This window comes from Photobacterium sp. GSS17 (assembly GCF_028621875.1).
GTDB classification, from domain to species: domain Bacteria; phylum Pseudomonadota; class Gammaproteobacteria; order Enterobacterales; family Vibrionaceae; genus Photobacterium; species Photobacterium ganghwense.
The window spans coordinates 3,031,629-3,057,470 of sequence record NZ_CP117517.1 but is presented as its reverse complement, the minus strand read 5'-3'; the positions used below and the strand labels follow the sequence as shown (position 1 = coordinate 3,057,470).

The window sequence follows — 25,842 nt, the reverse complement described above, 5'->3', positions numbered from 1 at the left end:
AAAAGCGAGAGGCAATGCCTCTCGCTTTTTTATTGGTCATCATCGACGGGTGTATCAGCAAGGCTGATCCGGGATCAGAATGGTCGGAACTGGCGTACCGGACGCTTCCGGGTAATCCAGGGTGTAATGCAGCCCCAGACTTTCTTTTCGTTCTAACGCACAGCGAACCATCAGCTCGGCAACTTGCAGCAAGTTACGCAGCTCCAGCAGGTTGTTCGACACCCGGAAGTTGCTGTAGTACTCGTGGGTCTCATCCTGCAGTAACTGAATCCGGCGCATCGCCCGCTCCAGACGCTTGGTGGTACGGACAATCCCCATGTAGTCCCACATGAACAGGCGCAGTTCGTGCCAGTTGTGCTGAATCACGACTTCTTCATCAGAGTTGCTGACTTTACTTTCATCCCAGCCTGGCAGGCTGTCCGGCAGGCTGACCTGATCGAGTTGCTCGGCGATGCTGGTTGCCGCTGCCCAGGCATACACCACGCATTCCAGCAACGAGTTGGAAGCCATGCGGTTGGCGCCATGCAGACCGGTGTAGCTCACTTCCCCGATCGCGTAGAGGCCATCCAAGTCGGTTTTGCCGGATTTATCCACCACGACACCCCCGCAGGTATAGTGTGCAGCCGGAACGATAGGGATAGGCTCTTTGGTAATATCGATGCCAAACGTCAGCAACTTCTCGTAAATGGTCGGAAAATGCTTGGCCACGAAATCAGCCGGTTTGTGGCTGATATCCAGGTACATGCAATCGGCACCGAGACGTTTCATCTCAAAGTCGATAGCCCTTGCCACCACATCACGCGGGGCCAGCTCGGCGCGTTCATCGAAGTCCGGCATAAAGCGGCTGCCGTCCGGACGACGCAGATAGGCACCTTCGCCGCGCAGGGCTTCGGTCAGCAGGAAATTACGGGCTTCCGGGTGATATAAGCAGGTTGGGTGGAACTGGTTGAATTCCAGGTTGGCGACCCGGCAGCCTGCGCGCCAGGCCATTGCGATGCCGTCACCGGATGAAACATCCGGGTTAGAGGTGTACTGATAAACTTTGGAGGCACCGCCGGTCGCCAGCACGACGAATTTAGCGCGCACGGTTTCAACCGCTTCCCGATTCCGGTTCCAGATATAGGCACCCAATACCCGGTTAGGCTGCTCTGTGCGGCCCAGTTTCTGGTTGGTGATCAGATCCAGTGCATTGTGGCGTTCAAGCACTTCAATATTGGGATGGTTGAGGACATTTTCCTGCAGAGAGGTCTGCACTGCCATGCCGGTGGCATCTGCGGCATGCAGAATACGGCGGTGGCTGTGGCCGCCTTCGCGGGTGAGGTGATAGCGAGGCTGGTCGCTGTCGCCGCTGTCTTCACGATCAAACGGTACTCCGCCGTCAATCAGCCATTGCACACAGTGCTTGGCATTTTCGGCGATAAACCGCACCACGTCCTCGTCACACAAGTGGGCGCCGGCAATCTGGGTATCCTCAACGTGAGAATCAACGCTGTCATCTTCATCAAAGACAGCGGCAATGCCGCCCTGGGCATAATAGGTGGCTCCTTCACTGCGCGGTCCTTTGCTCAGCACAATCACTTTGCCCAGTGGCGCCAGACGCAACGCCAGTGAAAGTCCTGCAGCACCACTTCCGATCACAAGCACATCACATTGATGTTCGCGGTTTTCGTTCATAATGATTTCATATCCCTGTGGTAGTCACGCCATCTTAGCAAATTCTGTCCAAATTGTTCATTTTTGACCAGTGATTCACACATCTAAGCAGTGAAACGCTATAATGCCCGTTTTGGCCGAATGGCCAATATTGCTTTATCACAGTCAAAAAATCGCGCACTATTGATGAGAAATAATTTCTCGCCGGGGAACTTTGCTTTGTCCTCCGTGTCTTACATAGTGCTCACGCTCATAGTGTTTTATCAAAAGTTTTGGAATGGGCATGCAGGCTTTCCCCTTGCTGAGTCGAGGCGGTTGCCGCATCAGGCATGGGGAAGTTAACGCAGTGCAAACGACCAATACGGATGAAATATCGAGTGAAACAGATATAGGAGTACACGCTCGGATGAGCGAGCAGCAAACTGATCAGGTATTAATCGAGCGGGTACAGCGAGGCGACAAGCAGGCTTTTAATTTGCTGGTTATGAAATACCAGAATAAGGTTTGCAACTTAGTGGCCAGATATGTCGGTAACTCCGGTGATGTGCCGGATGTTGCTCAGGAAGCCTTTATTAAAGCGTATCGTGCTCTGCCGACGTTTCGCGGGGAAAGTGCTTTTTATACATGGTTGTACCGTATCGCCGTGAATACGGCTAAAAATTATTTGGTGGCCCAGGGGCGCCGTCCGCCGGCAACGGATGTGGATGCTGACGACGCGGAATATTTCGAAAATGGCAATGCCCTGAAAGAAATTTCGAACCCTGAGAATCAAATGTTGTCTGATGAATTAAAGCGGGTTGTTTTCAGTACCATTGAGGCATTACCTGACGATCTGAAAACAGCGATTACGTTGCGCGAGCTTGACGGCCTGAGCTACGAAGAAATCGCTGAAGTGATGGATTGCCCGGTTGGAACTGTGAGATCTCGGATATTCCGTGCGCGAGAGGCGGTCGAGAAACGTATTCGTCCCCTTTTACAGCGTTAGTGTTGGGCCAAACGGTGAACAAGATGGCTGATAAAGAAAAGATTTCGGCATTATTAGATGGCGAAGAGCTGGATCAGAGCATTATCAATGCATTGGCAGTCGATGACGACAGCCAGCAGACCTGGCAGCATTTCAACCTGATTGGTGATGTGATGCGCGGGGAAGCACCGCAAAACAAGGATTGGGATATTTCGGCAAGGGTTGCACTGGCACTGGATAACGAGCCAGCCCACACCGGCGTAGCTGAATCTGTTGCAGAACCAGCACCTGTGGTGCAGATCGCAACGGCACGTCAGGCGCGGGAAGTCGAGACTCAGCCATCTCCTCAGCAGGCAAAACGTACCTTGCCAGCCTGGTTTACTCAGGTAGGGCAAGTGGCCGTCGCCGCGTGTGTGTCGCTGGCGGTGATTGTTGGGGTGCAGCAGTACAATGGCGGGGAAGAGAACCTGAGTGCAGGTGATTCTCAGCTATCTGTGCTGGAAACCATCCCGTTTGCCGGTACAGCCGAACCGGTTAGCCTGACAGCGGATTCAGTAAACCGTCGTCACGCAGGTCCGACAGAAGAGCAGGTCATGGAACAGCGCCGTCGTATCAACGCTATGCTTCAGGATTATGAGCTGCAATTACGCCTGAATGCGGAAGACGGTACCATTGACCGTACATTGCTTGAATCGAATTAAGCTTGAACCGAATTAAATTGTTGGCGGGTAAATGAAAAGATTTCTGGTCGGTGTGATGACACTGGTCAGCCTTGCGATGCCATTGCAAGCCTCTGCTGAAGAAACCGCTTCTTCGGCCGAGGCTTTGTTGCATCAAATGGATGAGGCTAGCCGTGAACTCAGCTATGAGCTGTCGTACATCCTAATCAAGAAAAACAGTATTGAACCTCTGCGCTATCGTCATGCGCTGGAAGATGGCGAGGTTTTTGCGCATCTGGTGTACCTCAGCGGCCCGCCGCGCGAAGTGATTCAGCGTGGGCACGAAGTCAGCTACTTCGAGCCCGGACTGGATCCTTTCACGATCGAAAGCAACAAAATGGTGGCACCTCTGCCGCCGATCATGCGTACCAACATTGACGAACTGGCCAGTTACTACGATTTTATCTCTATGGGACGGGCCCGTGAGGCCGGTGTCGCCTGCGATGTGGTGCGAATTGCGCCGAAAGACGGGGCTCGTTACTCCTACCTGTTGTGGATTGATACCCGCAGTAAGCTGGTCATGCGTGCCGACTTGCTGGACCGTGACGGTGAGCCGCTGGAGCAGTATCGCGCGGTGTCTTATGTGATCAATTCCAAAGTGGGCGACGTATTGAAAAGCTTGAAGACGGTGGAACTGCCTGCCGTGGTTCAGTTGCCGCCGCAACCTCAGGCGGAGCTGGACTGGAAAGTCAGCTGGCTACCGCAGGGATTTGAATCCGTGTCCCGCAACCGCCATCGTCTGATGATGACCGAGCGTCCGGTTGAGAGCAAAATGTACAGCGACGGGCTGTTCAGTTTCTCGATTTATATTTCAGCCGCTGACCATTTTACCGTGCGTGAGCAACTGGTTCGTCAGGGGCGTCGCACCTTGCACAGCTACATGCTGCAGGACAAAGAAGTCACTGTGGTGGGAGATATTCCCCCTGCGACGGCCCGGCGGGTAGCAGAATCCGTAGTCTTTGCCGACGGCGGTAAAGCACAATGATGCGCTCTCTGGCGACGGTAGTGGCTGTCGAGACCGGGCGGATCACCGTTAGTTGCCAGCAGCAGACCAGCTGCGGCAGTTGCGGGTCCCGTGACAGTTGCGGAACCGGCATCGTCTCCAAGGCATTGCCGGGGCGGCGTCACGAAATTACGATCGCCACCCGGGAAAAAGTCAGCGTCGGGGATACGGTTGAAATCGGGCTGTCTGAGCGCAGTATGCTGCAGTCGGCTCTGTTAGTGTATGTGTTGCCGCTGCTCGGTCTGGTACTGGGTGCCATTCTCGGGCAGTGGTGGTTTGTGTCGCTGGCCGGCGGCGGTGAGCTGGGTGTGATTGTGACTGCACTGGGATTTGCCGGGGCCGGGTTATGGCTGGCGCGTCGTCAGGCCACCCGCCTGGAAGGCGACAGTGCCTATCAGCCGACCCTGATTCGCGTGTTGGGGACACCGGTTTCAGCCAGCCTGGCGATAAATGCTATACCGAAAGATAGCGACTAGCGGCGAAATTCTGTAGAATCCTCCAACTTGATCGTAGGGTCGGTTTACCTTTGGGGTTATGGAACGAAGCCAAAGGTAAACGGACTCTATGTCTCATTCATTTTAATCACGAGTTAGTCACGCCAATTCATGAAGCACATTCGTAACTTTTCGATTATTGCACATATCGACCATGGTAAGTCGACCTTATCCGACCGTTTGATTCAAGTCTGCGGTGGCCTTTCCGATCGTGAAATGGCAGCCCAGGTTCTTGATTCCATGGATCTAGAACGTGAACGTGGTATTACCATCAAGGCCCAGAGCGTGACGCTCGATTACAAGGCCAAAGATGGTGAGACCTATCAGCTGAACTTTATCGACACCCCAGGACACGTTGACTTTTCATACGAAGTATCGCGTTCGCTGGCAGCCTGTGAAGGGGCTCTGCTGGTGGTGGATGCAGGCCAGGGGGTGGAAGCCCAGACATTGGCGAACTGCTACACCGCGATTGAAATGGATCTGGAAGTTGTGCCGATCCTGAACAAAATCGACCTGCCAGCGGCGGATCCTGATCGTGTAGCCGAAGAGATTGAAGAAATCGTCGGCATTGATGCGATGGAAGCGACCCGCTGTTCCGCTAAGACCGGCCTGGGTGTAGAAGATGTACTTGAGAACATCGTTTCTGCGATCCCGGCACCGGAAGGCGACCCGGATGCACCACTGCAGGCGCTGATCATCGACTCCTGGTTCGATAACTACCTGGGCGTTGTTTCTCTGGTTCGCATCAAGAACGGCGCACTGAAGAAGAACGACAAGATCAAAGTCATGAGCACTGGCCAGACCTGGGGCGTTGACCGTCTGGGTATCTTCACACCGAAGCAAGTAGACAAAGACGTGCTGAAGACCGGTGAAGTGGGCTGGGTGGTTTGTGGTATCAAAGACATCCTGGGCGCTCCTGTAGGTGATACCCTGACGCTGGCGAAAAACGGTTGTGACAAACCGCTGCCGGGTTTCAAAAAAGTGAAGCCGCAGGTTTATGCCGGTCTGTTCCCGGTTTCGTCTGATGACTACGAGAACTTCCGTGACGCACTGGGCAAACTGAGCCTGAACGATGCCTCGCTGTTCTACGAGCCAGAAAGCTCGGCGGCACTGGGCTTTGGTTTCCGTTGTGGTTTCCTTGGCATGCTGCACATGGAAATCATTCAGGAACGTCTGGAACGTGAGTACGACCTGGACCTGATCACCACGGCTCCAACCGTAGTGTACGAAGTGAAGAAAACGGACGGCACAACGATTTACGTCGACAGCCCGGCGAAATTGCCAGCGGTGAATGATATCGATGTAATCGGTGAGCCAATTGCCCGTTGTAATATCCTGGTGCCGAGTGAATACCTGGGTAACGTCATCACGCTGTGTGTTGAGAAGCGTGGTATGCAGGTAGACATGGTTTACCACGGTAACCAAGTGGCACTGACTTACGACATTCCAATGTCTGAAGTGGTACTGGACTTCTTCGACCGCCTGAAATCGACCTCTCGCGGTTATGCGTCTCTGGACTACAACTTCCAGCGCTACGAAGAATCCGACATGGTACGTGTGGATATCATGCTGAACGGCGACCGTGTTGACGCTCTGGCAATTATCACGCACAAAGGTAATGCGCAGAATCGCGGTCGTGATCTGGTTGAGAAAATGAAGGAATTCATTCCTCGTCAGATGTTCGATATCGCGATTCAGGCCGCTATCGGTAACCATATCATTGCTCGTTCAACGGTTAAGCAGCTGCGTAAGAACGTTATCGCCAAGTGTTACGGCGGTGACGTGAGTCGTAAGAAGAAACTGCTGCAGAAGCAGAAAGAAGGTAAGAAACGTATGAAGCAGATCGGTAACGTCGAACTGCCTCAGGAAGCTTTCCTGGCAATTCTGCACGTGGGCAAAGATAAGTAATACTCGTAACCCATTGTTATTGGTGGACGCATATTCTAAACGATTGCTACCATTAGCGGTGTACACTAGTAACAATGACAATGCAGCAGGCTCCTCTGCTGCATTGTCGTATCGAGCGGACGCGTGCGTTCTCATCACACGCGGCAGCCTGATAGCAAGTTAAGTAGGGAATAGAATGGCAAATATTTTTTCGCTTATTCTGGTGCTGGCGACGCTGGTAACCGGAATCATCTGGGCTTTGGATAAATTTATCTGGGCGCCGAAACGTCAATTAAAAATTGAGGCAGCGGCGGTCAATGCCGGCGGACAGGTTGATGCTAAAACCCTACAGACCGTGGCACCGCAACCGAGCTGGGTCGAATCTGCCAGCTCTATGTTTCCGGTGATCGCGCTAATTATGGTATTTCGCTCATTTATTTATGAGCCGTTCCAGATCCCATCCGGTTCAATGATGCCGACATTATTGGTCGGGGACTTCATCCTGGTTGAGAAATTTTCTTACGGTCTGAAAGATCCGGTCTTCCGTCACCAACTGGTGGAAACCGGTGAACCTGAGCGTGGGGACATTGTGGTATTCAAATTCCCGCCTCAGCCGAATATCGACTACATCAAGCGTGTTGTTGGCCTGCCTGGCGATACCGTGCGCTACAGTGCTCACAAGCAACTGTGCGTGGCGGTGAAAGGCTCTGCCGAATGTCAGCCGGTACCGCTGACTGACATGACCGACAGTGAATTCAGCCAGGGCATGACTCGTCTGGTCCAGTTCGATGAAAAGCTGGGTGAACACGAGCACAAAATTCTGGTGCATCCGCTTAAGCGTGATCGCACGCTGGCTTACCAGCCACGTCCGGGCGTGAATGAGTGGGTGGTGCCTGAAGGACACTACTTTGTGATGGGTGATAACCGCGACAACAGTGCTGACAGCCGTTACTGGGGCTTCGTGCCTGAAGCGAACCTGGTGGGCAAAGCGGTCGGGATCTGGATCAGCTTTGAGTTTGAACGAGGTGCGGACAGTGCACTTCCATCTTGGATTCCTACCGGTGTGCGATTCAATCGCATCGGTGGCATAAACTGATCGGGAAAAAATGACCACTCCTGTAAACAGACTCCAGCGCAAGCTGGGCTATGAATTTAACAATCTTGATTTACTGACTCTGGCACTGACACACCGCAGTGCCAACGGAACACACAACGAGCGTCTGGAATTTCTGGGTGACTCGATCCTGAGTTTTGTGGTGGCTGATGATCTGTATCACCGTTTTCCGGCGGTAGACGAAGGCGACATGAGCCGGATGCGTGCCACGCTGGTACGCGGCAAAACCCTGGCCGAGCTTGGACGCGAGTTTGAGCTGGGCGATCACCTGCTGCTGGGCCCGGGCGAACTGAAGAGTGGCGGTTTCCGCCGTGACTCGATTCTGGCGGACTGTGTGGAAGCCATTATTGGTGCGATTTACCTGGACAGCGACATTGAAAATGTCCGTGCGATTGTCCTGCGCTGGTATCAGTCTCGTCTGGAAACGATCAAGCCGGGCATCAACCAGAAAGATCCGAAAACCCGCCTGCAGGAATGCCTGCAAGGCCGTCGTCAGCCCCTACCGGCTTACACGGTCACTAAGGTACAGGGCGAAGCTCACAATCAGGAATTCACGGTACAGTGTGAAGTGGCAGGCCTGGATAAGCCTGTTATCGGTAAAGGCGGCAGTCGGCGCAAGGCAGAGCAGGCAGCGGCAGAAATTGCGCTTAAGCAGTTGGAATCATGACAGAGAAGACACATTGCGGCTTTATTGCCATCGTTGGCCGGCCGAATGTCGGTAAATCAACGCTTCTGAACCGTCTGGTAGGACAAAAACTGTCTATTACCTCTCGTAAGCCTCAGACGACGCGCCACCGTATTATGGGGGTGGACACTCGTGACGGCTATCAGGCTGTCTACGTTGATACTCCCGGGCTGCACATCGAAGAAAAGCGTACCATTAACCGTCTGATGAACCGGGCGGCCAGCAGCTCGCTGACCGACGTGGAACTGGTCCTGTTTATGGTGGATGGCACCATCTGGACCCCGGACGATGAAATGGTGCTCAACAAGCTGATGAAGTCTCAGCTGCCGACCGTGCTGCTGGTCAACAAGGTTGATAACGTCAAAGAGAAATACGATCTGTTCCCGCACCTTCAAGAGCTGGCGAACAAGATGGAATTCGTTGACGTAGTACCGGTTTCTGCCAAGCATGGCACAAACATTGAGGCGGTCGAGAAGATCGTGCGTAAGCACCTGCCGGAATGCGAATACTACTTCCCTGAAGAATACGTGACGGACCGTTCACAGCGCTTTATGGCGTCAGAGATCATCCGTGAGAAACTGATGCGTTTCACCGGTGACGAGCTGCCGTATTCGGTGACGGTGGAAATCGAGCGCTTTGACTACAACCCAGATACCGATGGCTTTGATATCAATGGCCTGATCCTGGTTGAGCGCAAGGGCCAAAAGAAAATGGTGATCGGCAAAGGTGGCGATAAAATCAAAACCATCGGCCGTGAAGCCCGTCTCGATATGGAAGATCTGTTCGAGCGCAAGGTGTACCTGGAACTGTGGGTGAAAGTGAAGTCCGGTTGGGCGGACGACGAACGCGCACTGCGTAGCCTGGGCTATATTGACGATCTGTAAGGGCCGCTATGGAAGGGCTTCAGCGCTGTTTTGTCCTCCACTCTCGTCCTTACAGTGAGACGAGCCTGATCCTTGATGTCTTCAGCGAGGACTCAGGCCGAATTACCCTCCTGTCAAAAGGGGCGCGCCGTAAGCGCTCCAACCTCAAAGGGGCGTTACAACCGTTTACGCCCCTTTTTATGAAATGGTCGGGACGCGGCTCCATGCCCGTACTGACCTACGCCGAACCTATCAGTATCGGTTTGCCGATGCGCAGCTATATCCTGTACTCTGCGATGTACGTCAACGAGTTACTGGCTCGCGTCTTGGAAACCCATACACCATACCCGGTGCTGTTTCTGGATTACCTGAATGTGCTGCGTGAGCTGGCACAGGCGGAGAATCCAGAGCCAGCATTGCGACGCTTTGAATTGGCCTTACTCGATCATCTGGGCTATGGCATCGATTTTCTGCATTGTGCTGGCAGCAGCCTGCCGGTTGAAGATACGATGACGTATAACTACCGCGAGCAGCGGGGCTTCATTGCCTCATTAACTATCGGGCAACTGACCTTTACCGGCGAACAGCTGAAAGCGATTGCCGCCCGGCGGTTTGAAACCCCGGAACAGCTGCGCGCGGCCAAGCGTTTTACCCGCATAGCCCTGAAGCCATATCTTGGCGGCAAACCATTAAAAAGCAGGGAATTGTTTATCCCTAGAGGAAGGAGTACCGGAAAATGAACAACATCTTACTCGGCGTGAATATTGACCATATTGCGACCTTACGTAATGCCCGTGGTACCCGTTACCCGGATCCGGTGCATGCGGCGGAAGTCGCAGAGCGCGCCGGGGCTGACGGGATCACGATTCATTTGCGTGAAGATCGCCGCCATATTACCGATCGCGACGTACGCATTCTGCGTGAAACCATCCAGACCCGCATGAACCTGGAAATGGCCGTGACCGACGAGATGGTGCAGATTGCGCTGGAAACCCAGCCGGAATTTGTTTGTCTGGTACCGGAAAAACGTGAAGAGCTGACCACTGAAGGCGGTTTGGATGTGGCTGGCCAGCTGGAAAAAATCAAAGCTGCGACCGAGAAACTGACTGACGCAGGGATCAACGTGTCACTGTTCATTGATGCTGACCGTACCCAGATTGATGCGGCGGTAGCCTGTGGTGCTCCTTATATCGAGCTGCATACCGGCCACTATGCCGATGCGGAAACCGAAGCTGAGCAACAGGCGGAGCTGAAGAAGATCGCTGCCGCAGCCAGTTATGCGCACGATCAGGGCATCAAAGTGAATGCCGGTCATGGCCTGACTTACCACAACGTGAAGCCGATTGCGGCGCTGCCTGAGCTGTATGAACTGAACATCGGTCACGCGATTATTGGCCGTGCGGCGTTTGATGGCCTGCAAAAAGCTGTCGCTGACATGAAAGCGCTGATGCTGGAAGCTCGCGGCTAATGGCGATTGTCGGGCTGGGAACGGACATTGCTGACATTGCGCGCATCGAGGCGGTGTATGCCCGCAGTGGTGCGCCGTTTGCCGAGCGTGTGCTGACCCAGTCTGAGTTGGCGATTCTCAGTGGCTTGAAACAGCCTGCGCGCTATCTGGCCAAGCGGTTTGCGGTGAAAGAAGCTGCCGCCAAGGCGCTGGGAACCGGGATTGCCTGCGGTGTGTCGTTTCAGGATTTTACCGTCAGTAACGACGAGCGGGGCAAGCCGGTGCTGACCCTGTCCGGTAAAGCGGCGGAACTGGCGGCACGGATGGGGGCTAACCATGTGCACCTGACTATTGCTGACGAAAAGCAATATGCCGTGGCAACCGTCATTCTGGAGTCCTGAATCACTCCCGTCTGCCAACAACGGCAATATGCCACGAGCAGCCAGCCAACAGCATGGCAACCCCAATCAAAAAGAACCCCAAACAAAAAGCGAGCCCTCGGGCTCGCTTTTTTATATCACGGCTGACAGAGGCCGGGTTCAGTCGGCTGTCTGCCAAATGTGGCCAATGGCGACGCGCTACGGCCGGTAGCGCTTTGACGCTTTGACAACGTTGTTCATTTCATCCACCAGTTCAAACAGCTCAGGCTCGATGTCTCTGATGCTGGCTCCGGCTTTCAGCTCCGTCTCAATCCTATGGCACAGGTTCTTCAGGCGCGGAACCCCGCTGTAGGCGCAGCTTCCATGCAGTTTATGAATAGGCGGCCAGAGGTCGATTTCCTTGCCGTCCAACGCCTCGTTGACCAGCATTTCCACTTCCGGCATGAAATCCAGCAGCATCTGGAGCATGTCTCGCGCCAGATCTTCTTTGCCAGCCGCTTGCTTGAGGGCCAGATCCCAGTTCCAGCTGATATTGGGGTCTGCGGTGACTGCTTGTTCGGTACTGCTTTCCGGATGGTGCGCTTGCGCTTCCGTCAGGCCAGTGCCGTTAGCCAGCCCGTTGTCTGGGTGGCTATCGTGCGCGCTGGTCCATTTGGCCAGCATCTGCTCCAGAATCGGCTCTTCAATAGGTTTGGTGAGGTAGTCGTCCATCCCGGCTTTAATCAGGCGTTCGCGCTCCCCGGCCATGGCATGGGCGGTAACTGCAATCACCGGTGTTGTGTGGTTAAGCTCTGTCTTGTGAATTTCCTGGCAGGCGGTCACGCCGTCCATCTCCGGCATCTGGATATCCATGAAGACCAGATCAAAATGCTTCTGGTGGGCATACTCAACGGCTTTTCTGCCGCCGGTGGCAGTGATCACTGTCTCGACCCGCTCGCTCAGCAGGGCAGAGATCAGCTTCAGGTTCGCCGGGTTATCATCCACCGCCATGACCGTGATCGGCAGAATGCGCGGGGCCGCCTGTGGAATCGGCAGGCCTTCCGGCTCGCCCAGCATATCCGGCTCGGTCACCAGGGTTTCGTACAGCTTGCGGTGGCCCAGCGGTTTCGGCAGGCAGGCGGTCACCCCGGCATTGAGCAGCCGCTCGGACAGAGCCAGCTCGGTAGTTGGCAGGGTGACAATCACTTTGTCACTGATTTGCTCAGCTTTGAACACCATGTCCAGCACACTGGCCAGCGGAGGCTGTTCACCCGGCGACAGGTTCAGCAGGGCAAAATCGTGGTGCTCAGCCTCGTCCGGCATGGTCGAACGATAGGTTACATGGATGCCGGCACGGATCAGGCGTTGCTGAATCACCGAGGCCGCCTGCATGTTAGGCTCGATCAGCAGCAGCTTGCGGTTCATCAGTGAGCTGGTGTCGATAGGCTGCGAGACCGGCAGATCGGTCTTGGTCAGACGCAGGCTGAACCAGAACGTGGAGCCCTGGTGCAGGCGGCTGGTCAGGCTGATCTCGCCGCCCATCTGGGTGACCAGTTTCTGGGTGATTACCAGCCCCAGACCGGTTCCGCCGTAACGACGGGAAATGCTGGCATCGGCCTGGCTGAATGCCTGGAACAGCTGGGCCTGCTGGCGTTCGGAAATCCCGATCCCGGTATCCCGGACCATAAACTGCAGATCGATGTTTTCTTCACGGTCAGCTTTCACTTCTACCGCGACATCAATGTTGCCGCGTTCGGTGAATTTCACGGCGTTACCGATCAGGTTGGTCAGAACCTGCTGAATACGCAGCGGATCGCCAATCAGGCCGGTCGGAATCCGGTTATCGACTTTCAGGGTTAGTTCCAGACCTTTCTCATGAGCACTTGGAGCCAGCAGTTTCATGACTTCATCAAGCGCATCGGTGAAGTCGAACGGAATGTTTTCTAGCAGCAGCTTACCTGCCTCAAGTTTCGAGAAGTCGAGGATGTCATTGATAATGGTCAGTAGATTGTTAGCTGATTTTTCAATGGTTTGTAGGTAGTCCTGCTGGCTGGTGCTGAGCCGGGTCTTGAGCATCTGACGGGTGAAGCCGATGACCCCGTTCAGCGGGGTACGCAGCTCGTGGGACATGTTAGCAAGGAATTCCGATTTAACCCGGGCGGCCTCCTGGGCACGTTTTTTGGCAATATCCAATTCGACGTTCTGGATTTCCAGCTGCTCCAGGGTTTCCCGTAAATCCGAGGTCGCCTGGTCAATGCTCTGCTGCATTTCAATGTGGTATTCCGACAGCGAAATGGCCATCGCATTGATCCCGTTTTTCAGGGTATCGAGTTCGCCCAGCAACTGGCCTTCAATCCGGACATCAAGGTGACCGCGGCGGATCCGGTCGACCACGCTCACCATGTGGGAGATAGGCCGGGTCACGTCTTTCATCAGCCGGTAGGCAAACAGCGACGAGAGAGTCAGGCCGAATAGCAGTACCATCAGCGCGGTGAAAATTTCCTGGTATTGCTGCAGGCGCAGGGCGCTGAGATCCAGCTCCAGCGCGATATAGCCCAGCGTTTCTGCCTGATAGCCCGGCAAGGAGGAGTTGTTAAACTGGCCCTCGCGCAGGATCGGTGCCCGCAGAATCAGGTTGTTCTCATTGAGCTGGGTTTCAAGCAGCATCGGGAACGGCTGGTCGTCAGGGTACATCAAGGCTTCGAAATTGCGGTGAAAGTTTGAGGTGACAAACAGCTCGTTATTGTTGGTGAAGACCGCAATGCTGCGCACAATCTGGGAATGCTTGCGGTGGGCGTAGCTGATCAGGCGACGAACTGCCTCTCGGTTGTGATCGGCCATGCCGTATTCCGTGGAGATCGCCAGGGGTTCGATGATGCTGGCACCGGTTGAGATCAGCTGATGCTCCAGATCGCGATAGCGGCTCATGGTAAAAAAGGCACTCAAAAGCAGGCCAATAATCAGCGTCGGTGCTAATGTCAGGGTGAATACCCTGGCACGAAGTCCATATTTGGTCATGGTTCTCTTAATTACAAGAATGCGATTCTGTGGGAGAATTGTCGCCCAACTATGGTCGTTAGCTTAATGAAACCAAGGCTGTTCGACAATCAACGAATTCCAAACTGTCGGAAATATCACTCAGTTTGGCGAATCTGATCCGTGAGTCCGAAACAATGGCACGCTTTTTCAAGCCTCAGAAACGAAAATTAACTGATACCAAACACAAAGAAATCACTATCAGCCGTCTGGATCACCTGGGGGCGGGTATCGGCCACCTCGATCGCAAGCCGGTGTTTGTTCCCGAAGCCCTGCCGGGCGAAAAGGTGGTTATTCAGTTAACCGAGGACAAAAAACAGTTTGCCCGCGGCAAAGTGATGCGTCGGCTGAATGACAGTGCGTCTCGGGTGAAACCGGCCTGTCCGCTGTATGCGCAGTGCGGTGGCTGTAATCTGCAGCACCTGTCCCATGAGGGGCAAATCGCGGCCAAACAGCAGGCGCTGGGTGAACTGATGGGCAAATTTGCTAAGGCGGGTAGCATTGAGCAGGTTGCGCCGATTGTCAGCCAGCCGTGGCACTACCGCCGTTGTGCCCGGTTTAGCGTGATGCCGGCGGGTAACGGCCTGCAAATCGGGTTCCGTAAAAAACAGAGCAAAGACATTGTCGATGTGGCGCATTGTCCGGTTCTGGCTGAATCTCTCAACGCGCTGTTACCGGCGCTGCGCGAACTGCTGACGTCGCTTAAAGGGCGCAGGCATCTTGGCCATGTGGAACTGGTGGAGGCCGACAACGGCCGGGTTGTGTTGATTCGTCACCTGCAGCCATTTTCTGACACAGACATGACGGCACTCCGTCAGTTTGCTGATCAGCACCAGCTAATGTTATACCTGGCACCAACGTCCGATGCTGTAGATAGCATTTCTGGCCCGGTTCCGTATTATGAACTGGACGGCCAGCAGCTCTTTTTCTCACCGAAAGACTTTATTCAGGTAAACCGGGATGTGAACCAGCAGATGGTGGCACAGGCGATTGACTGGCTGGATCTTCAGCCGGGTGACCGGGTGCTTGACCTGTTTTGCGGGCTGGGGAACTTCAGTCTGCCGCTGGCCAAGCGGGCCCGGGCGGTCGTCGGGGTTGAAGGTATCGATGAAATGGTGGAAAGGGCAGGGGAGAACGCGGCGCGCAATCAGTGCGACAATGCTGCATTCTACCAGGCCAATCTGGAAGACGACGTGACTACAAAGAGTTGGGCGCAAGAACAATTCAATAAAATTCTGCTCGACCCTGCGCGTGCCGGTGCAGCCGGTGTGATGCAGCATGTCGTTAATCTGCACCCGGAAAAGGTGGTGTACGTTTCTTGTAATCCGGCGACGTTGGCCCGAGACAGTCAGGTCTTGCTGGAGCAAGGTTATCAGTTGGAAAAACTCGGTATGATGGACATGTTTCCGCATACCGGGCATTTAGAATCAATGGCGCTGTTTACCAAGCGGTAGCCGCCATTCACGTAAAACACAGGATAGAAAAATGGTCGCAGTTCGCGGTGCGCACTTAAAGGAAAATGATACATTTGAGCTTTCATCTTGGGTCGAAAGCCTCAAGCAGGACGCCGGTGTGGCGGAGCGGATCAAGCAGACTTATCAGCGTTGTACCGATCTGACCGCTAACATCGAGTCAGCGCCACTGCTGTTATGGCGTGGCCGTGAGATGGTGGAGATCCTGGTGACCCTCAGCATGGACAAGGATACCCTGACAGCGGCATTGCTCTTCCCGCTGGTGGAGGCGCGTGTCTATCCTCTGGACAAGTTGAAGGAAGATTACAGCAGCACGATTTTACAGATGGTGACCGGGGTCCGTCAGATGGCGGCGATCGGTCAGCTCAACGCGACTAAGGATGGCGCGGAGCAGTCGGTACAGGTTGATAATATCCGCCGGATGCTGCTGTCGATGGTGGATGACTTCCGTTGCGTGGTCATCAAGCTGGCTGAGCGAATCTGCCACTTGCGCGAAGTGAAAGATGAGCCGGAAGAGGTTCGCCGTGCTGCGGCGAAAGAGTGCGCCAATATTTATGCCCCGCTGGCTAACCGGCTGGGTATCGGTCAGCTCAAGTGGGAGATCGAAGATTACGCCTTCCGCTACCAGCACCCGAATACTTACAAGCAAATCGCCAAGCAGCTGTCGGAGCGCCGCATTGACCGCGAGCACTATATTGAGCATTTCGTGACGGATCTGCGTGAGTCGATGAAGGCGTCGCACATCAAGGCTGAAGTGCAGGGGCGCCCAAAGCACATCTACAGCATTTGGCGGAAGATGCAAAAGAAAAACCTGGCCTTTGATGAGCTGTTTGACGTCCGTGCGGTGCGGATTGTCGCGGATGAAATCCAGGATTGTTACGCCGCGCTGGGTATTGTGCATACCAAATACCGTCATCTGCCGAAAGAGTTTGATGACTATGTCGCCAACCCGAAGCCGAACGGTTACCAGTCTATCCATACCGTGGTGATCGGCCCGGAAGGCAAAACCATTGAAATCCAGATCCGTACCAAGCAGATGCACGAAGAGTCGGAGCTGGGGGTAGCGGCGCACTGGAAGTATAAAGAGAGCGGCTCTTCATCCGGCGGTGCGCGTTCTGCCTATGATGAGAAAATCAACTGGTTGCGTAAACTGCTGGCGTGGCAGGAAGAAATGTCCGATTCCGGCGAAATGCTGGAAGAGCTGCGCAGCCAGGTTTTTGATGACCGCGTTTACGCCTTCACCCCGAAAGGGGATGTGGTGGATCTGCCGCTGAACGCTACCCCGCTGGATTTCGCATACCATATTCACTCGGAAGTGGGCCATCGCTGTATCGGGGCCAAGGTGGAAGGGCGTATCGTACCGTTCACCTACCACCTGCAGATGGGCGATCAGGTCGAAATCATTACCCAGAAAGAGCCGAACCCCTCGCGGGACTGGCTGAACCCGAACCTGGGCTTTGTTAATTCCAGTCGGGCGCGGGCCAAGGTACATGCCTGGTTCCGTAAGCAGGATCGCGATAAGAACATTGCCGCCGGACGGGAAATTTTGGAAACCGAGCTGGTGAAAATCGGCGCGACTCTGAAAGATGCCGAAGCCTATGCCCTGAAGCGCTTCAACGTGAATTCGCCTGACGAGTTGTATGCCGGGGTCGGCAGTGGTGATCTACGTATTAATCAGGTGATCAATCACATCAATGCGCTGGTCAACAAGCCGACGGCTGAAGAAGAAGATCAGCAGTTGCTGGAGAAGCTGGTGGAAGCCGGTAACAAAACCAGCAAGAAACCGCGCCGTGATGCGGTGGTGGTGGAAGGGGTGGATAACCTGATGACCCACCTTGCCCGCTGCTGTCAGCCGATTCCGGGCGATGACATCCAGGGCTTTGTGACTCAGGGACGTGGCATTTCGGTGCACCGCAGCGACTGTGAACAGCTGGAAGAGCTGCGCCATGTGGCGCCAGAGCGTATCATTGACGCGGTCTGGGGCGGCGGTTTTGTCGGCAGTTATAACATTACCGTCCGGGTTGTGGCTTCTGAGCGCAGCGGTTTGCTGAAAGAGCTGACCAACACCTTCTCTAACGAAAAGGTCAAGGTGGCCGGCATGAAGAGTCGGGTCGACTTCAAGAAACAGCTGTCGATCCTCGACTTTGATTTGGAACTGACCAATATCGACGTCCTGGGCCGGGTGCTTAAACGCATCGAACAGGTGAAGGATGTGGCTGAAGCCAGACGTCTGCACTAACACTCAGCAATCAAAAGCGGGAAGCCACGGCGGCCCGCTTTTGTTTTTAACCGTTCCGCCGTCCCAGGGCCATGTGAGCGGCGCTTTATGACGCGAACCTGCTCACTCAGCGCTCTTCGGTTTAGTCAACGGAGCTATGTTACGGAGCTATGCTACTGATCGTTCTATTGAGTTATTCCACCGATTTATTTAACAGCACCGTTCCACTGAACCATTCAACTAAACCATTCAACTGAATCATTCAACCGAGACTCCAGCTACCATGAGTAACGTAAAACCTGCTCCGATCGAGCAACTGATTGACATTATGGCCACCTTGCGCGACCCGCAGCAGGGATGCCCGTGGGATCTGAAACAGACCTTTGCCACCATCGTGCCGCACACACTGGAAGAAGCATACGAAGTGGCGGACGCCATTGCCCAGCGAAACTGGGATGACGTGCGAGAGGAGCTGGGCGATTTGCTGTTTCAGGTGGTGTTTTACAGCCAGTTGGGCAAAGAGCAGGGGTTGTTTGATTTTGACCAGGTTGTGGCCGGCATTAACGATAAACTGATCCGCCGTCACCCTCATGTGTTCAGCCAAACCGAGTTTGCTGATGAGTCGGCCATTCATGCTAACTGGGAAGCGGAAAAAGCCAAAGAGCGTGCTGCCAAAGGTGAGGATCACAGTGTGCTGGCAAATATTCCCCTGGCGCTGCCGGCGCTGAGCCGGGCAGAGAAAATCCAGAAGCGCTGTGCCAGTCATGGCTTTGACTGGGAGACACTCGGGCCGGTAGTCGACAAAGTGCGTGAAGAGATTGAAGAAGTGATGGAAGAAGCCGTTCAGGCCTCGCGGGATCAGGATCGCATTGAAGAAGAAATGGGGGATCTGTTGTTCGCGGTGGCCAATTTAAGTCGCCACCTCAAGGTCAAACCGGAGCAGGCGCTGGCCCGAGCTAACCAGAAATTCGAGCGCCGGTTTCGCCAAGTTGAGCAAACTGTGCTAGAACAAGGAAAGCAACTTGACGACTGCAGCCTGGAGCAACTGGATCGCATCTGGGATGAGGTAAAAGTGCGGGAGAAAAAGGGCACACGGTAAGTGCAAACAGGGCTTGCCATACGGGGAATCAGGGCGTTATCTGATCAACATAGTTATTATTAACGCCCCTGACAGGCAGAATTGATTTGAAACAAAAAAAAACCAATCCTGCTGTGATAGTTTTCACGTTGTGGCGATAAAGTGTGTCTGGTATACTAATTTCCCGTCCAGATACTTTTTATATCCTCTATACCAATCTTCCAGGTAAAACATGACAACGAATTACATTTTTGTTACGGGCGGGGTCGTATCCTCACTAGGTAAAGGTATTGCTGCAGCCTCTCTTGCGGCTATTCTAGAAGCTCGTGGTCTGAAAGTGACCATGATGAAGCTTGACCCTTACATCAATGTTGACCCAGGCACAATGAGCCCAACTCAACACGGTGAAGTATTCGTAACGGAAGACGGTGCAGAGACTGACCTAGACTTGGGTCACTACGAGCGTTTCATTCGTACCAAGATGACGAAACGCAACAACTTTACAGCAGGTCGCGTGTATGCCGACGTACTGCGTAAAGAGCGTCGTGGTGACTACCTGGGCGCCACTATTCAGGTTATCCCTCACATTACCAATGCCATCAAAGAGCGCGTGATCGCAGGTGCGGAAGGCCACGACATCGCAATCGTTGAAGTTGGCGGTACTGTTGGTGATATCGAATCACTGCCGTTCATGGAAGCAATTCGCCAGTTGGCGGTTGAACTGGGCCGTGAGCGCGCCATGTTCACTCACCTGACACTGGTGCCATACCTGGCAGCAGCAGGCGAAGTGAAAACGAAACCAACTCAGCATTCTGTAAAAGAACTGCTGTCTATCGGTATTCAGCCAGATGTGCTGATCTGCCGTTCTGACCGTATGATCCCAGCCAACGAACGTGCCAAGATTGCACTGTTCTGTAACGTGCCGGAGAAAGCGGTTATCTCAATGAAAGACGTAGATTCAATCTACAAGATCCCACAACTGATTAAAGCTCAGGGTCTGGATGATCTGGTATGTCAGCGTTTTGGCATTACAGCACCAGAAGCCGATCTGTCTGAGTGGGAACAGGTTATCTACGAAGAAGCCAATCCGACCGCTGAAGTGACCATCGGTATGGTGGGCAAGTACATCGAACTGCCAGACGCGTACAAGTCAGTGAACGAAGCGTTGAAGCACGCCGGCCTGAAAAACCGTCTGTCAGTGAAAATCAAATACATTGATTCTCAAGACGTAGAATCAAAAGGTACTGAAGTACTGGAAGGCCTGGATGCAATCCTGGTTCCGGGTGGCTTCGGTAACCGTGGTATCGAAGGCAAGATCATGACTGCCAAGTATGCTCGCGAGAACAAGATCCCTTACCTGGGTATCTGTCTGGGCATGCAGGTTGCTCTGATCGAGTTCGCTCGTAACGTCGCTGGTCTGGAAGGTGCGCACTCAACCGAGTTCAACCCTGAATCAGCGAACCCTGTTGTTGGCTTGATTACTGAGTGGGTTGATAACGAAGGTAAAGTTGAAGAGCGTACTGAGAAGTCTGATCTGGGCGGTACAATGCGTCTGGGCTCACAGCTGTGTCACCTGATTGATGGCACGAAAGCGCGCGAGCTGTACGGTAACGCGACGATTCACGAGCGTCACCGTCACCGTTATGAAGTGAACAATCACTACATCCCGCAGTTGGAAAAAGCGGGTCTGAAAATTTCTGGCCTGTCGGCGGACAAGAAGCTGGTGGAAATTATCGAGAACCCTAACCATCCTTGGTTTGTGGCTGCTCAGTTCCACCCTGAGTTCACTTCAACCCCTCGCGACGGTCACCCGCTGTTTGCCGGCTTCGTAAAAGCCGCTGGCGAAAACCAGCGCGGTGAGCTAAACAAGTAAGGATTACGGATAGCTGTAGCGGTAAGAGCTACAGCTATTTTTTTAGCTTTTAAATTGAAGATAAAGCAAGAGGAAACACAATGTCTAAGATCGTTAAAGTTCTAGGTCGTGAAATTATCGATTCACGTGGTAACCCTACTGTTGAAGCGGAAGTTCACCTGGAAGGCGGTTTCGTAGGTATGGCGGCTGCACCATCTGGTGCATCAACTGGTTCTCGTGAAGCTCTTGAGCTGCGCGACGGTGATAAGTCTCGTTTCCTGGGTAAAGGTGTACTGAAAGCTGTTGAAGCAGTTAACGGCCCAATCGCTGAAGCCCTGATTGGTAAAGACGCGAAAGCACAAGCTGACATCGATCAGATCATGATCGACCTTGACGGTACTGAAAACAAATCTAACTTCGGTGCGAACGCAATTCTGGCTGTTTCTCTGGCGAACGCTAAAGCAGCAGCTGCTGCTAAAGGCATGCCTCTGTACGAGCACATCGCTGAGCTAAACGGTACTGCTGGTCAGTTCTCTATGCCTCTACCAATGATGAACATCATCAACGGTGGTGAGCACGCAGACAACAACGTAGACATCCAAGAGTTCATGATCCAACCAGTTGGCGCGAAAACTCTTAAAGAAGCTCTACGTATCGGTGCTGAAGTATTCCACAACCTGGCTAAAGTTCTTAAGTCTAAAGGCTACAACACAGCTGTTGGTGACGAAGGTGGTTTCGCTCCTAACCTTAAATCTAACGCTGAAGCTCTAGAAGTTATCGCAGAAGCTGTTGCAGCTGCTGGTTACGAGCTAGGCAAAGACGTTACTCTAGCTATGGACTGTGCGGCTTCTGAGTTCTTCGACAAAGAAGCTGGCATCTACAACATGAAAGGTGAAGGAAAAACTTTCACTTCTGAAGAGTTCAACCACTACCTAGCTGGCCTAGTTGCGCAATTCCCAATCGTATCTATCGAAGACGGTCTAGACGAGTCTGACTGGGATGGTTTTGCACACCAAACTCAACTTCTAGGCGACAAGATCCAACTAGTTGGTGACGATCTATTCGTTACAAACACTAAGATCCTAGCTGAAGGTATCGAGAAAGGCATCGCTAACTCTATCCTGATCAAGTTTAACCAGATCGGTTCTCTGACTGAAACTCTGGCTGCAATCAAGATGGCGAAAGACGCTGGCTACACAGCGGTGATCTCTCACCGTTCAGGCGAAACTGAAGATGCAACTATCGCTGACCTGGCGGTAGGTACTGCAGCGGGCCAAATCAAAACCGGTTCTATGAGCCGTTCTGACCGTGTTGCTAAGTACAACCAGCTGATCCGTATCGAAGAAGCACTGGGCGAACGTGCTCCTTTCAACGGTCTGAAAGAAGTGAAAGGCCAGGCGTAATCGTCTGTCTCTGACACCCGGGCATCTTGCCTGAGATGGAAACCGCCTCACTGAGGCGGTTTTTTTATGGGCGAATAAGAGCCAGGCGCTAGAGTCAAAGTGCGCTTTGTGGGATTATTACAGGCTGACTGCCTGTCTGATGAATCGTATGAAGCAACCGCATTTCAGGCTGTTAGCTGAGAGGGGTTGCTTCATATTCTGATTTAACAATCGTTGCCGGAGAGAGGAATGCGTCTGTTTACCTTGCTGCTGCTGATGGTTCTCGGCTGGTTACAGTATGATTTCTGGCTGGGTAAGAACGGGATGATGGACTACCTGGCGGTACGGGATAACGTTGTACTGCAAAAACAGGCGAATGCTGAGCTGCAACAGCGTAATCAGCAGATGTATGTCGAAATCCATGATTTGAACCGCGGTCAGGAAGCCATTGAAGAACGTGCCCGTAACGAGCTGGGCATGCTTCGACCGGGAGAAACCTTCTTCCGAATCGTGAGTCCGTAATCGGTGCCGCCGTTCTGGCAGTGCCTGCGTCAGTGAAAGATACCCATGAAAGAAAGTTTGATTGCAGTCGTACCGGCTGCCGGGGTCGGGAGCCGGATGGCCGCTGACCGTCCGAAACAATACCTGCAGATTGCCGGTAAGACGATCCTGGAACACACGGTTGACCGCCTGCTGCAACATCCGCAAATCACTCGCGTGGTGATTGCAATCAGCAAAGATGACCCTTATTTCCCAACGTTGCCGCTGGCAACGGACCCGCGTATTGAACGTGTGAACGGTGGGGCTGAGCGGGCCGATTCGGTGTTTGCCGGATTAGCCTCCGTGGCAGATCCAGCGGCATGGGTACTGGTGCATGATGCTGCTCGCCCGTGTTTGCATCCGGAGGATCTGCAGCGCCTGATTGATAAAGCTCAGGCCAGCCCGTACGGGGCGATTCTGGCCGCGCCGGTACGCGATACCATGAAACGGGGCAATGGCGATGGCGCGATCTCGTCAACGGTCGACAGGGCTGATCTGTGGCATGCCCTGACGCCACAAATGTTTCGGGCCGGTGTCCTGAAGCAGGCGCTGGAACAGGCTTTAGCGGCTGGTGCCGTCGTGACGGATGAAGCGTCGGCGTTAGAATATTGCGGTCAGATGCCCATCCTGGTGAAAGGGCGCGCCGATAACCTGAAGGTCACCCAACCTGAGGATCTGGCACTGGCGGAATTTTATTTAGCAAAACTACTGGGGGATCCAGCATGATGCGAATCGGACATGGCTTTGATGTACACAAGTTTGGTGGCGAAGGGCCGGTTATCATTGGCGGGGTGGCGGTGCCTTACGAGCAGGGGCTGATTGCTCACTCTGACGGTGATGTCGCCTTGCACGCTGTGTGTGATGCACTGCTGGGCGCAATAGGGGCCGGAGATATTGGTCGCCATTTCCCGGATACAGATGCCGAGTGGAAAGGGGCGGACAGCCGTTTTCTGCTGCGTGATGTATACAGTAAAGTGAAGGCCAAGGGCTATCGCCTTGGCAACCTGGACGTCACTATTATCGCCCAGGCACCCAAAATGGCACCGCATATTGACGCGATGTGCCAGGCAATCGCTGACGATCTGGAAACGGATATCAGCAACATCAATGTGAAAGCGACCACTTCTGAGCGACTGGGTTTTACCGGGCGCAAAGAGGGTATTGCCTGTGAAGCAGTGGTTCTGATCATTCAACAATAATGACTGTAATGAGGGGGTCGCTGATTGGGTGGCCGGCGCCTCATTGCAACGCGATGGTATTACTATGTCTGGTATTATGGACAACTTCAGCTGGCTTTACGGTAAACCCAGCTGTCAGGGTCGGATCAAAGTTGAACCTGAAGACTTTATCGTAAACGAAAATCTTGGCTTTGATTTCGCTGGTCACGGCGAGCACTTCATGGTGAAAATCCGTAAAACCGGTGAGAACACCAAATATGTTGTGAACGAACTGGCAAAAGCGTGCGGCGTGAAGTCGCGCGATGTCAGCTGGGCGGGCCTGAAAGATCGCCACGCCGTAACGGAGCAATGGCTGAGTGTTCACCTGCCGGGCAAGCCGGATCCGGATCTGACTCAGTTTGTGGCTGAGCACCCGGGAGTCGAAGTGCTGGAAACTGCCCGCCATGATAAGAAACTGCGTCCAGGCGATCTGAGCGGCAACTGGTTCCAGTTACGCCTGCGCGATTTGGATCAGCCAGAGGCGGTGCTTGAGCGCCTGACGCACATTGCCGCTCACGGGGTTCCCAACTATTTTGGTGAGCAGCGCTTTGGTCATAGCGGCAATAACGTAGTTAAAGCCCGTGCCTGGGGTAACGATGAGTTCCGGGTACGCGATAAAAGTAAGCGCAGTTTCTACCTGTCTGCAGCACGCTCCTGGCTGTTCAACATGATTCTGTCGGCGCGTATTGAACAGAAACTGGTACATACTGTTATGGCAGGCGACTGGCTACAGCCGGGCTCTGATGCCGGGCTGGAAAGCGGTATGACGGGTCACTTAGTGGAAGACGTGGCCGCTGCGCAGCAGGCTGTTGATGACAGCAGTTGGCTGCTGACCGCCCCAATGATGGGAGATAATGCCCTGCCGACAACAGGCGAGGCTGAAGCGTTTGAAATGGCGCTGGTCGAACAGGAACCACTGTTGCTGAAACTGATCCGGGATAACCGGATGCGCCATGAGCGTCGCCCATTGTTGCTGAAGCCAACGGATATGGCTTGGGCGCAGGAAGGCGATCAGGTGACAGTCTCATTCTCTCTGCCTGCCGGTTGCTTTGCCACGGCGGTTGTCCGGGAATTGATGCTGGAGCCGGAGCTGGAGGACAAGGAAAATAACAATGAGAATTCTGATCAGTAACGATGACGGGATTTTTGCCAGGGGAATTAATACCCTGGCATCAGTGCTGAGTGAGCTGGGGGAAGTGACAGTTGTGGCCCCGGATCGCAATCGCTCGGGGGCGTCTAATTCGCTAACCCTGGATTACCCGTTGCGTATTCGCGAAGAGGGAGAGCGTCGGGTGTCTGTGGAAGGCACCCCGACCGACTGTGTGCATTTTGCCCTCAATGAGTGGTTGGCATACCGGCCTGACGTTGTCGTGGCCGGAGTCAATCACGGTGCCAATCTGGGGGATGACGTCCTCTATTCCGGTACCGTTGCGGCGGCAACCGAGGGGCATTTCCTCGGGGTGCCGGCGATTGCGGTTTCACTTGTCGGCGATACACATTTTGAAACGGCAGCGCAGGTCGTCAAACAGATATTGCAGAACATGCAGACGCGCCCGCTGCCGACCAATAAAATTCTTAACGTCAATGTTCCTGACGTACCGATGAATGAACTGGGTGATTGGCAAGTGACTCGCCTGGGGGCTCGCCACCGAGCGGAAAACATGGTTAAAGGTGTGGATCCTCGCGGCAAGCCGCTGTATTGGCTGGGCCCGCCGGGAGCCTGCCAGGATGCCGGGCCGGGTACCGACTTCTACGCGATCGAACAACGGTGTGTATCGATTACTCCATTACAGGTAGACCTGACGGCGCATGATTCGCTCGGGGCCATCCGGGAGTGGATTCATCAGGAGAAAAATTGA

General features: G+C 53.9%; 23 protein-coding genes. 21 read left to right on the top strand and 2 right to left on the bottom strand.

What is annotated here, in order from left to right; translation table 11 throughout:
- Positions 1–54: 54 nt before the first annotated feature.
- Positions 55–1,674: an L-aspartate oxidase gene (gene nadB / locus PGW97_RS13805; protein WP_047886845.1), complete on the bottom strand. Its 1,620-nt coding sequence runs from the start codon at positions 1,672–1,674 to the stop codon at positions 55–57.
- Between the two features lie 385 nt (positions 1,675–2,059).
- Here nadB and rpoE point away from each other — a divergent pair, with 385 nt between their 5' ends.
- The 11 genes from rpoE to acpS all read left to right on the top strand — a co-directional run bounded on the left by rpoE (position 2,060) and on the right by acpS (position 11,230).
- Positions 2,060–2,638, top strand: coding sequence for an RNA polymerase sigma factor RpoE (gene rpoE, locus PGW97_RS13800; RefSeq protein ID WP_047886846.1), 579 nt, complete (start codon positions 2,060–2,062; stop codon positions 2,636–2,638).
- Positions 2,639–2,661: 23 nt separating this feature from the next.
- Positions 2,662–3,318 carry an RseA family anti-sigma factor gene (locus PGW97_RS13795; protein ID WP_273857510.1) on the top strand — a complete coding sequence of 219 codons (657 nt, stop codon included), beginning with the start codon at positions 2,662–2,664 and terminating at the stop codon, positions 3,316–3,318.
- 31 nt (positions 3,319–3,349) lie between these two features.
- A complete protein-coding gene (rseB, locus tag PGW97_RS13790) occupies positions 3,350–4,321 on the top strand; it encodes a sigma-E factor regulatory protein RseB (protein WP_047886848.1) in 972 nt (323 codons plus the stop codon).
- The gene (locus PGW97_RS13785; RefSeq protein ID WP_273857509.1) at positions 4,318–4,815 is read left to right on the top strand and encodes a SoxR reducing system RseC family protein; all 498 of its coding nucleotides are present in this window, start codon (positions 4,318–4,320) and stop codon (positions 4,813–4,815) included. The genes rseB and PGW97_RS13785 overlap by 4 nt, the downstream gene beginning before the upstream one ends.
- A gap of 129 nt (positions 4,816–4,944) precedes the next feature.
- Positions 4,945–6,741: a translation elongation factor 4 gene (gene lepA / locus PGW97_RS13780; RefSeq protein ID WP_047886850.1), complete on the top strand. Its 1,797-nt coding sequence runs from the start codon at positions 4,945–4,947 to the stop codon at positions 6,739–6,741.
- A gap of 175 nt (positions 6,742–6,916) precedes the next feature.
- On the top strand, positions 6,917–7,816 hold the full coding sequence (gene lepB, locus PGW97_RS13775; protein WP_047886851.1) for a signal peptidase I: 900 nt from the start codon (positions 6,917–6,919) through the stop codon (positions 7,814–7,816).
- Between the two features lie 10 nt (positions 7,817–7,826).
- Positions 7,827–8,501 (top strand): ribonuclease III, encoded by a 675-nt coding sequence (gene rnc, locus PGW97_RS13770; protein WP_047886852.1) that lies wholly within the window; start codon positions 7,827–7,829, stop codon positions 8,499–8,501.
- A complete protein-coding gene (gene era, locus PGW97_RS13765; RefSeq protein WP_047886853.1) occupies positions 8,498–9,403 on the top strand; it encodes a GTPase Era in 906 nt (301 codons plus the stop codon). The genes rnc and era overlap by 4 nt, the downstream gene beginning before the upstream one ends.
- A gap of 8 nt (positions 9,404–9,411) precedes the next feature.
- Positions 9,412–10,122 carry a DNA repair protein RecO gene (recO, locus tag PGW97_RS13760; RefSeq protein ID WP_217391947.1) on the top strand — a complete coding sequence of 237 codons (711 nt, stop codon included), beginning with the start codon at positions 9,412–9,414 and terminating at the stop codon, positions 10,120–10,122.
- Positions 10,119–10,850: a pyridoxine 5'-phosphate synthase gene (gene pdxJ / locus PGW97_RS13755; protein ID WP_047886855.1), complete on the top strand. Its 732-nt coding sequence runs from the start codon at positions 10,119–10,121 to the stop codon at positions 10,848–10,850. Before recO ends, pdxJ begins: the two co-directional genes overlap by 4 nt.
- On the top strand, positions 10,850–11,230 hold the full coding sequence (gene acpS / locus PGW97_RS13750; protein WP_273857508.1) for a holo-ACP synthase: 381 nt from the start codon (positions 10,850–10,852) through the stop codon (positions 11,228–11,230). Before pdxJ ends, acpS begins: the two co-directional genes overlap by 1 nt.
- Positions 11,231–11,407: 177 nt before the next feature.
- On the opposite strand, the gene barA is transcribed toward acpS, so the two are convergent.
- Entirely contained in the window at positions 11,408–14,206 is a 2,799-nt protein-coding gene (barA, locus tag PGW97_RS13745; RefSeq protein WP_273857507.1) for a two-component sensor histidine kinase BarA, read from the bottom strand.
- Between the two features lie 155 nt (positions 14,207–14,361).
- On the opposite strand from barA, the gene rlmD reads away from it, so the two are divergent.
- The 10 genes from rlmD to surE all read left to right on the top strand — a co-directional run bounded on the left by rlmD (position 14,362) and on the right by surE (position 25,842).
- Positions 14,362–15,678 carry a 23S rRNA (uracil(1939)-C(5))-methyltransferase RlmD gene (gene rlmD / locus PGW97_RS13740; protein ID WP_273857506.1) on the top strand — a complete coding sequence of 439 codons (1,317 nt, stop codon included), beginning with the start codon at positions 14,362–14,364 and terminating at the stop codon, positions 15,676–15,678.
- A gap of 31 nt (positions 15,679–15,709) precedes the next feature.
- Positions 15,710–17,935: a GTP diphosphokinase gene (gene relA, locus PGW97_RS13735; protein WP_047886859.1), complete on the top strand. Its 2,226-nt coding sequence runs from the start codon at positions 15,710–15,712 to the stop codon at positions 17,933–17,935.
- Positions 17,936–18,197: 262 nt separating this feature from the next.
- Positions 18,198–19,013 carry a nucleoside triphosphate pyrophosphohydrolase gene (mazG, locus tag PGW97_RS13730; protein WP_273857505.1) on the top strand — a complete coding sequence of 272 codons (816 nt, stop codon included), beginning with the start codon at positions 18,198–18,200 and terminating at the stop codon, positions 19,011–19,013.
- Positions 19,014–19,224: 211 nt separating this feature from the next.
- Positions 19,225–20,865, top strand: a complete 1,641-nt coding sequence (locus PGW97_RS13725) for a CTP synthase (protein ID WP_047886860.1) — start codon at positions 19,225–19,227, stop codon at positions 20,863–20,865.
- Positions 20,866–20,945: 80 nt separating this feature from the next.
- Positions 20,946–22,247 (top strand): phosphopyruvate hydratase, encoded by a 1,302-nt coding sequence (gene eno / locus PGW97_RS13720; RefSeq protein ID WP_047886861.1) that lies wholly within the window; start codon positions 20,946–20,948, stop codon positions 22,245–22,247.
- Between the two features lie 228 nt (positions 22,248–22,475).
- Positions 22,476–22,748: a cell division protein FtsB gene (gene ftsB / locus PGW97_RS13715; RefSeq protein ID WP_047886862.1), complete on the top strand. Its 273-nt coding sequence runs from the start codon at positions 22,476–22,478 to the stop codon at positions 22,746–22,748.
- A gap of 45 nt (positions 22,749–22,793) precedes the next feature.
- The gene (gene ispD, locus PGW97_RS13710) at positions 22,794–23,492 is read left to right on the top strand and encodes a 2-C-methyl-D-erythritol 4-phosphate cytidylyltransferase (RefSeq protein ID WP_273857504.1); all 699 of its coding nucleotides are present in this window, start codon (positions 22,794–22,796) and stop codon (positions 23,490–23,492) included.
- Entirely contained in the window at positions 23,492–23,965 is a 474-nt protein-coding gene (gene ispF, locus PGW97_RS13705; RefSeq protein WP_047886909.1) for a 2-C-methyl-D-erythritol 2,4-cyclodiphosphate synthase, read from the top strand. The genes ispD and ispF overlap by 1 nt, the downstream gene beginning before the upstream one ends.
- A gap of 64 nt (positions 23,966–24,029) precedes the next feature.
- Positions 24,030–25,115 carry a tRNA pseudouridine(13) synthase TruD gene (gene truD, locus PGW97_RS13700; RefSeq protein WP_047886864.1) on the top strand — a complete coding sequence of 362 codons (1,086 nt, stop codon included), beginning with the start codon at positions 24,030–24,032 and terminating at the stop codon, positions 25,113–25,115.
- The gene (surE, locus tag PGW97_RS13695) at positions 25,096–25,842 is read left to right on the top strand and encodes a 5'/3'-nucleotidase SurE (RefSeq protein WP_047886865.1); all 747 of its coding nucleotides are present in this window, start codon (positions 25,096–25,098) and stop codon (positions 25,840–25,842) included. Before truD ends, surE begins: the two co-directional genes overlap by 20 nt.

Excerpts from the sequence above, each read along its gene's own strand:
- nadB (WP_047886845.1), bottom strand. The coding sequence starts at position 1,674 with ATGAACGAAAACCGCGAACATCAATGTGATGTGCTTGTGATCGGAAGT.
- rpoE (WP_047886846.1), top strand. The coding sequence starts at position 2,060 with ATGAGCGAGCAGCAAACTGATCAGGTATTAATCGAGCGGGTACAGCGA.
- PGW97_RS13795 (WP_273857510.1), top strand. The coding sequence starts at position 2,662 with ATGGCTGATAAAGAAAAGATTTCGGCATTATTAGATGGCGAAGAGCTG.
- rseB (WP_047886848.1), top strand. The coding sequence starts at position 3,350 with ATGAAAAGATTTCTGGTCGGTGTGATGACACTGGTCAGCCTTGCGATG.
- PGW97_RS13785 (WP_273857509.1), top strand. The coding sequence starts at position 4,318 with ATGATGCGCTCTCTGGCGACGGTAGTGGCTGTCGAGACCGGGCGGATC.
- lepA (WP_047886850.1), top strand. The coding sequence starts at position 4,945 with ATGAAGCACATTCGTAACTTTTCGATTATTGCACATATCGACCATGGT.
- lepB (WP_047886851.1), top strand. The coding sequence starts at position 6,917 with ATGGCAAATATTTTTTCGCTTATTCTGGTGCTGGCGACGCTGGTAACC.
- rnc (WP_047886852.1), top strand. The coding sequence starts at position 7,827 with ATGACCACTCCTGTAAACAGACTCCAGCGCAAGCTGGGCTATGAATTT.
- era (WP_047886853.1), top strand. The coding sequence starts at position 8,498 with ATGACAGAGAAGACACATTGCGGCTTTATTGCCATCGTTGGCCGGCCG.
- recO (WP_217391947.1), top strand. The coding sequence starts at position 9,412 with ATGGAAGGGCTTCAGCGCTGTTTTGTCCTCCACTCTCGTCCTTACAGT.
- pdxJ (WP_047886855.1), top strand. The coding sequence starts at position 10,119 with ATGAACAACATCTTACTCGGCGTGAATATTGACCATATTGCGACCTTA.
- acpS (WP_273857508.1), top strand. The coding sequence starts at position 10,850 with ATGGCGATTGTCGGGCTGGGAACGGACATTGCTGACATTGCGCGCATC.
- barA (WP_273857507.1), bottom strand. The coding sequence starts at position 14,206 with ATGACCAAATATGGACTTCGTGCCAGGGTATTCACCCTGACATTAGCA.
- rlmD (WP_273857506.1), top strand. The coding sequence starts at position 14,362 with ATGGCACGCTTTTTCAAGCCTCAGAAACGAAAATTAACTGATACCAAA.
- relA (WP_047886859.1), top strand. The coding sequence starts at position 15,710 with ATGGTCGCAGTTCGCGGTGCGCACTTAAAGGAAAATGATACATTTGAG.
- mazG (WP_273857505.1), top strand. The coding sequence starts at position 18,198 with ATGAGTAACGTAAAACCTGCTCCGATCGAGCAACTGATTGACATTATG.
- PGW97_RS13725 (WP_047886860.1), top strand. The coding sequence starts at position 19,225 with ATGACAACGAATTACATTTTTGTTACGGGCGGGGTCGTATCCTCACTA.
- eno (WP_047886861.1), top strand. The coding sequence starts at position 20,946 with ATGTCTAAGATCGTTAAAGTTCTAGGTCGTGAAATTATCGATTCACGT.
- ftsB (WP_047886862.1), top strand. The coding sequence starts at position 22,476 with ATGCGTCTGTTTACCTTGCTGCTGCTGATGGTTCTCGGCTGGTTACAG.
- ispD (WP_273857504.1), top strand. The coding sequence starts at position 22,794 with ATGAAAGAAAGTTTGATTGCAGTCGTACCGGCTGCCGGGGTCGGGAGC.
- ispF (WP_047886909.1), top strand. The coding sequence starts at position 23,492 with ATGCGAATCGGACATGGCTTTGATGTACACAAGTTTGGTGGCGAAGGG.
- truD (WP_047886864.1), top strand. The coding sequence starts at position 24,030 with ATGTCTGGTATTATGGACAACTTCAGCTGGCTTTACGGTAAACCCAGC.
- surE (WP_047886865.1), top strand. The coding sequence starts at position 25,096 with ATGAGAATTCTGATCAGTAACGATGACGGGATTTTTGCCAGGGGAATT.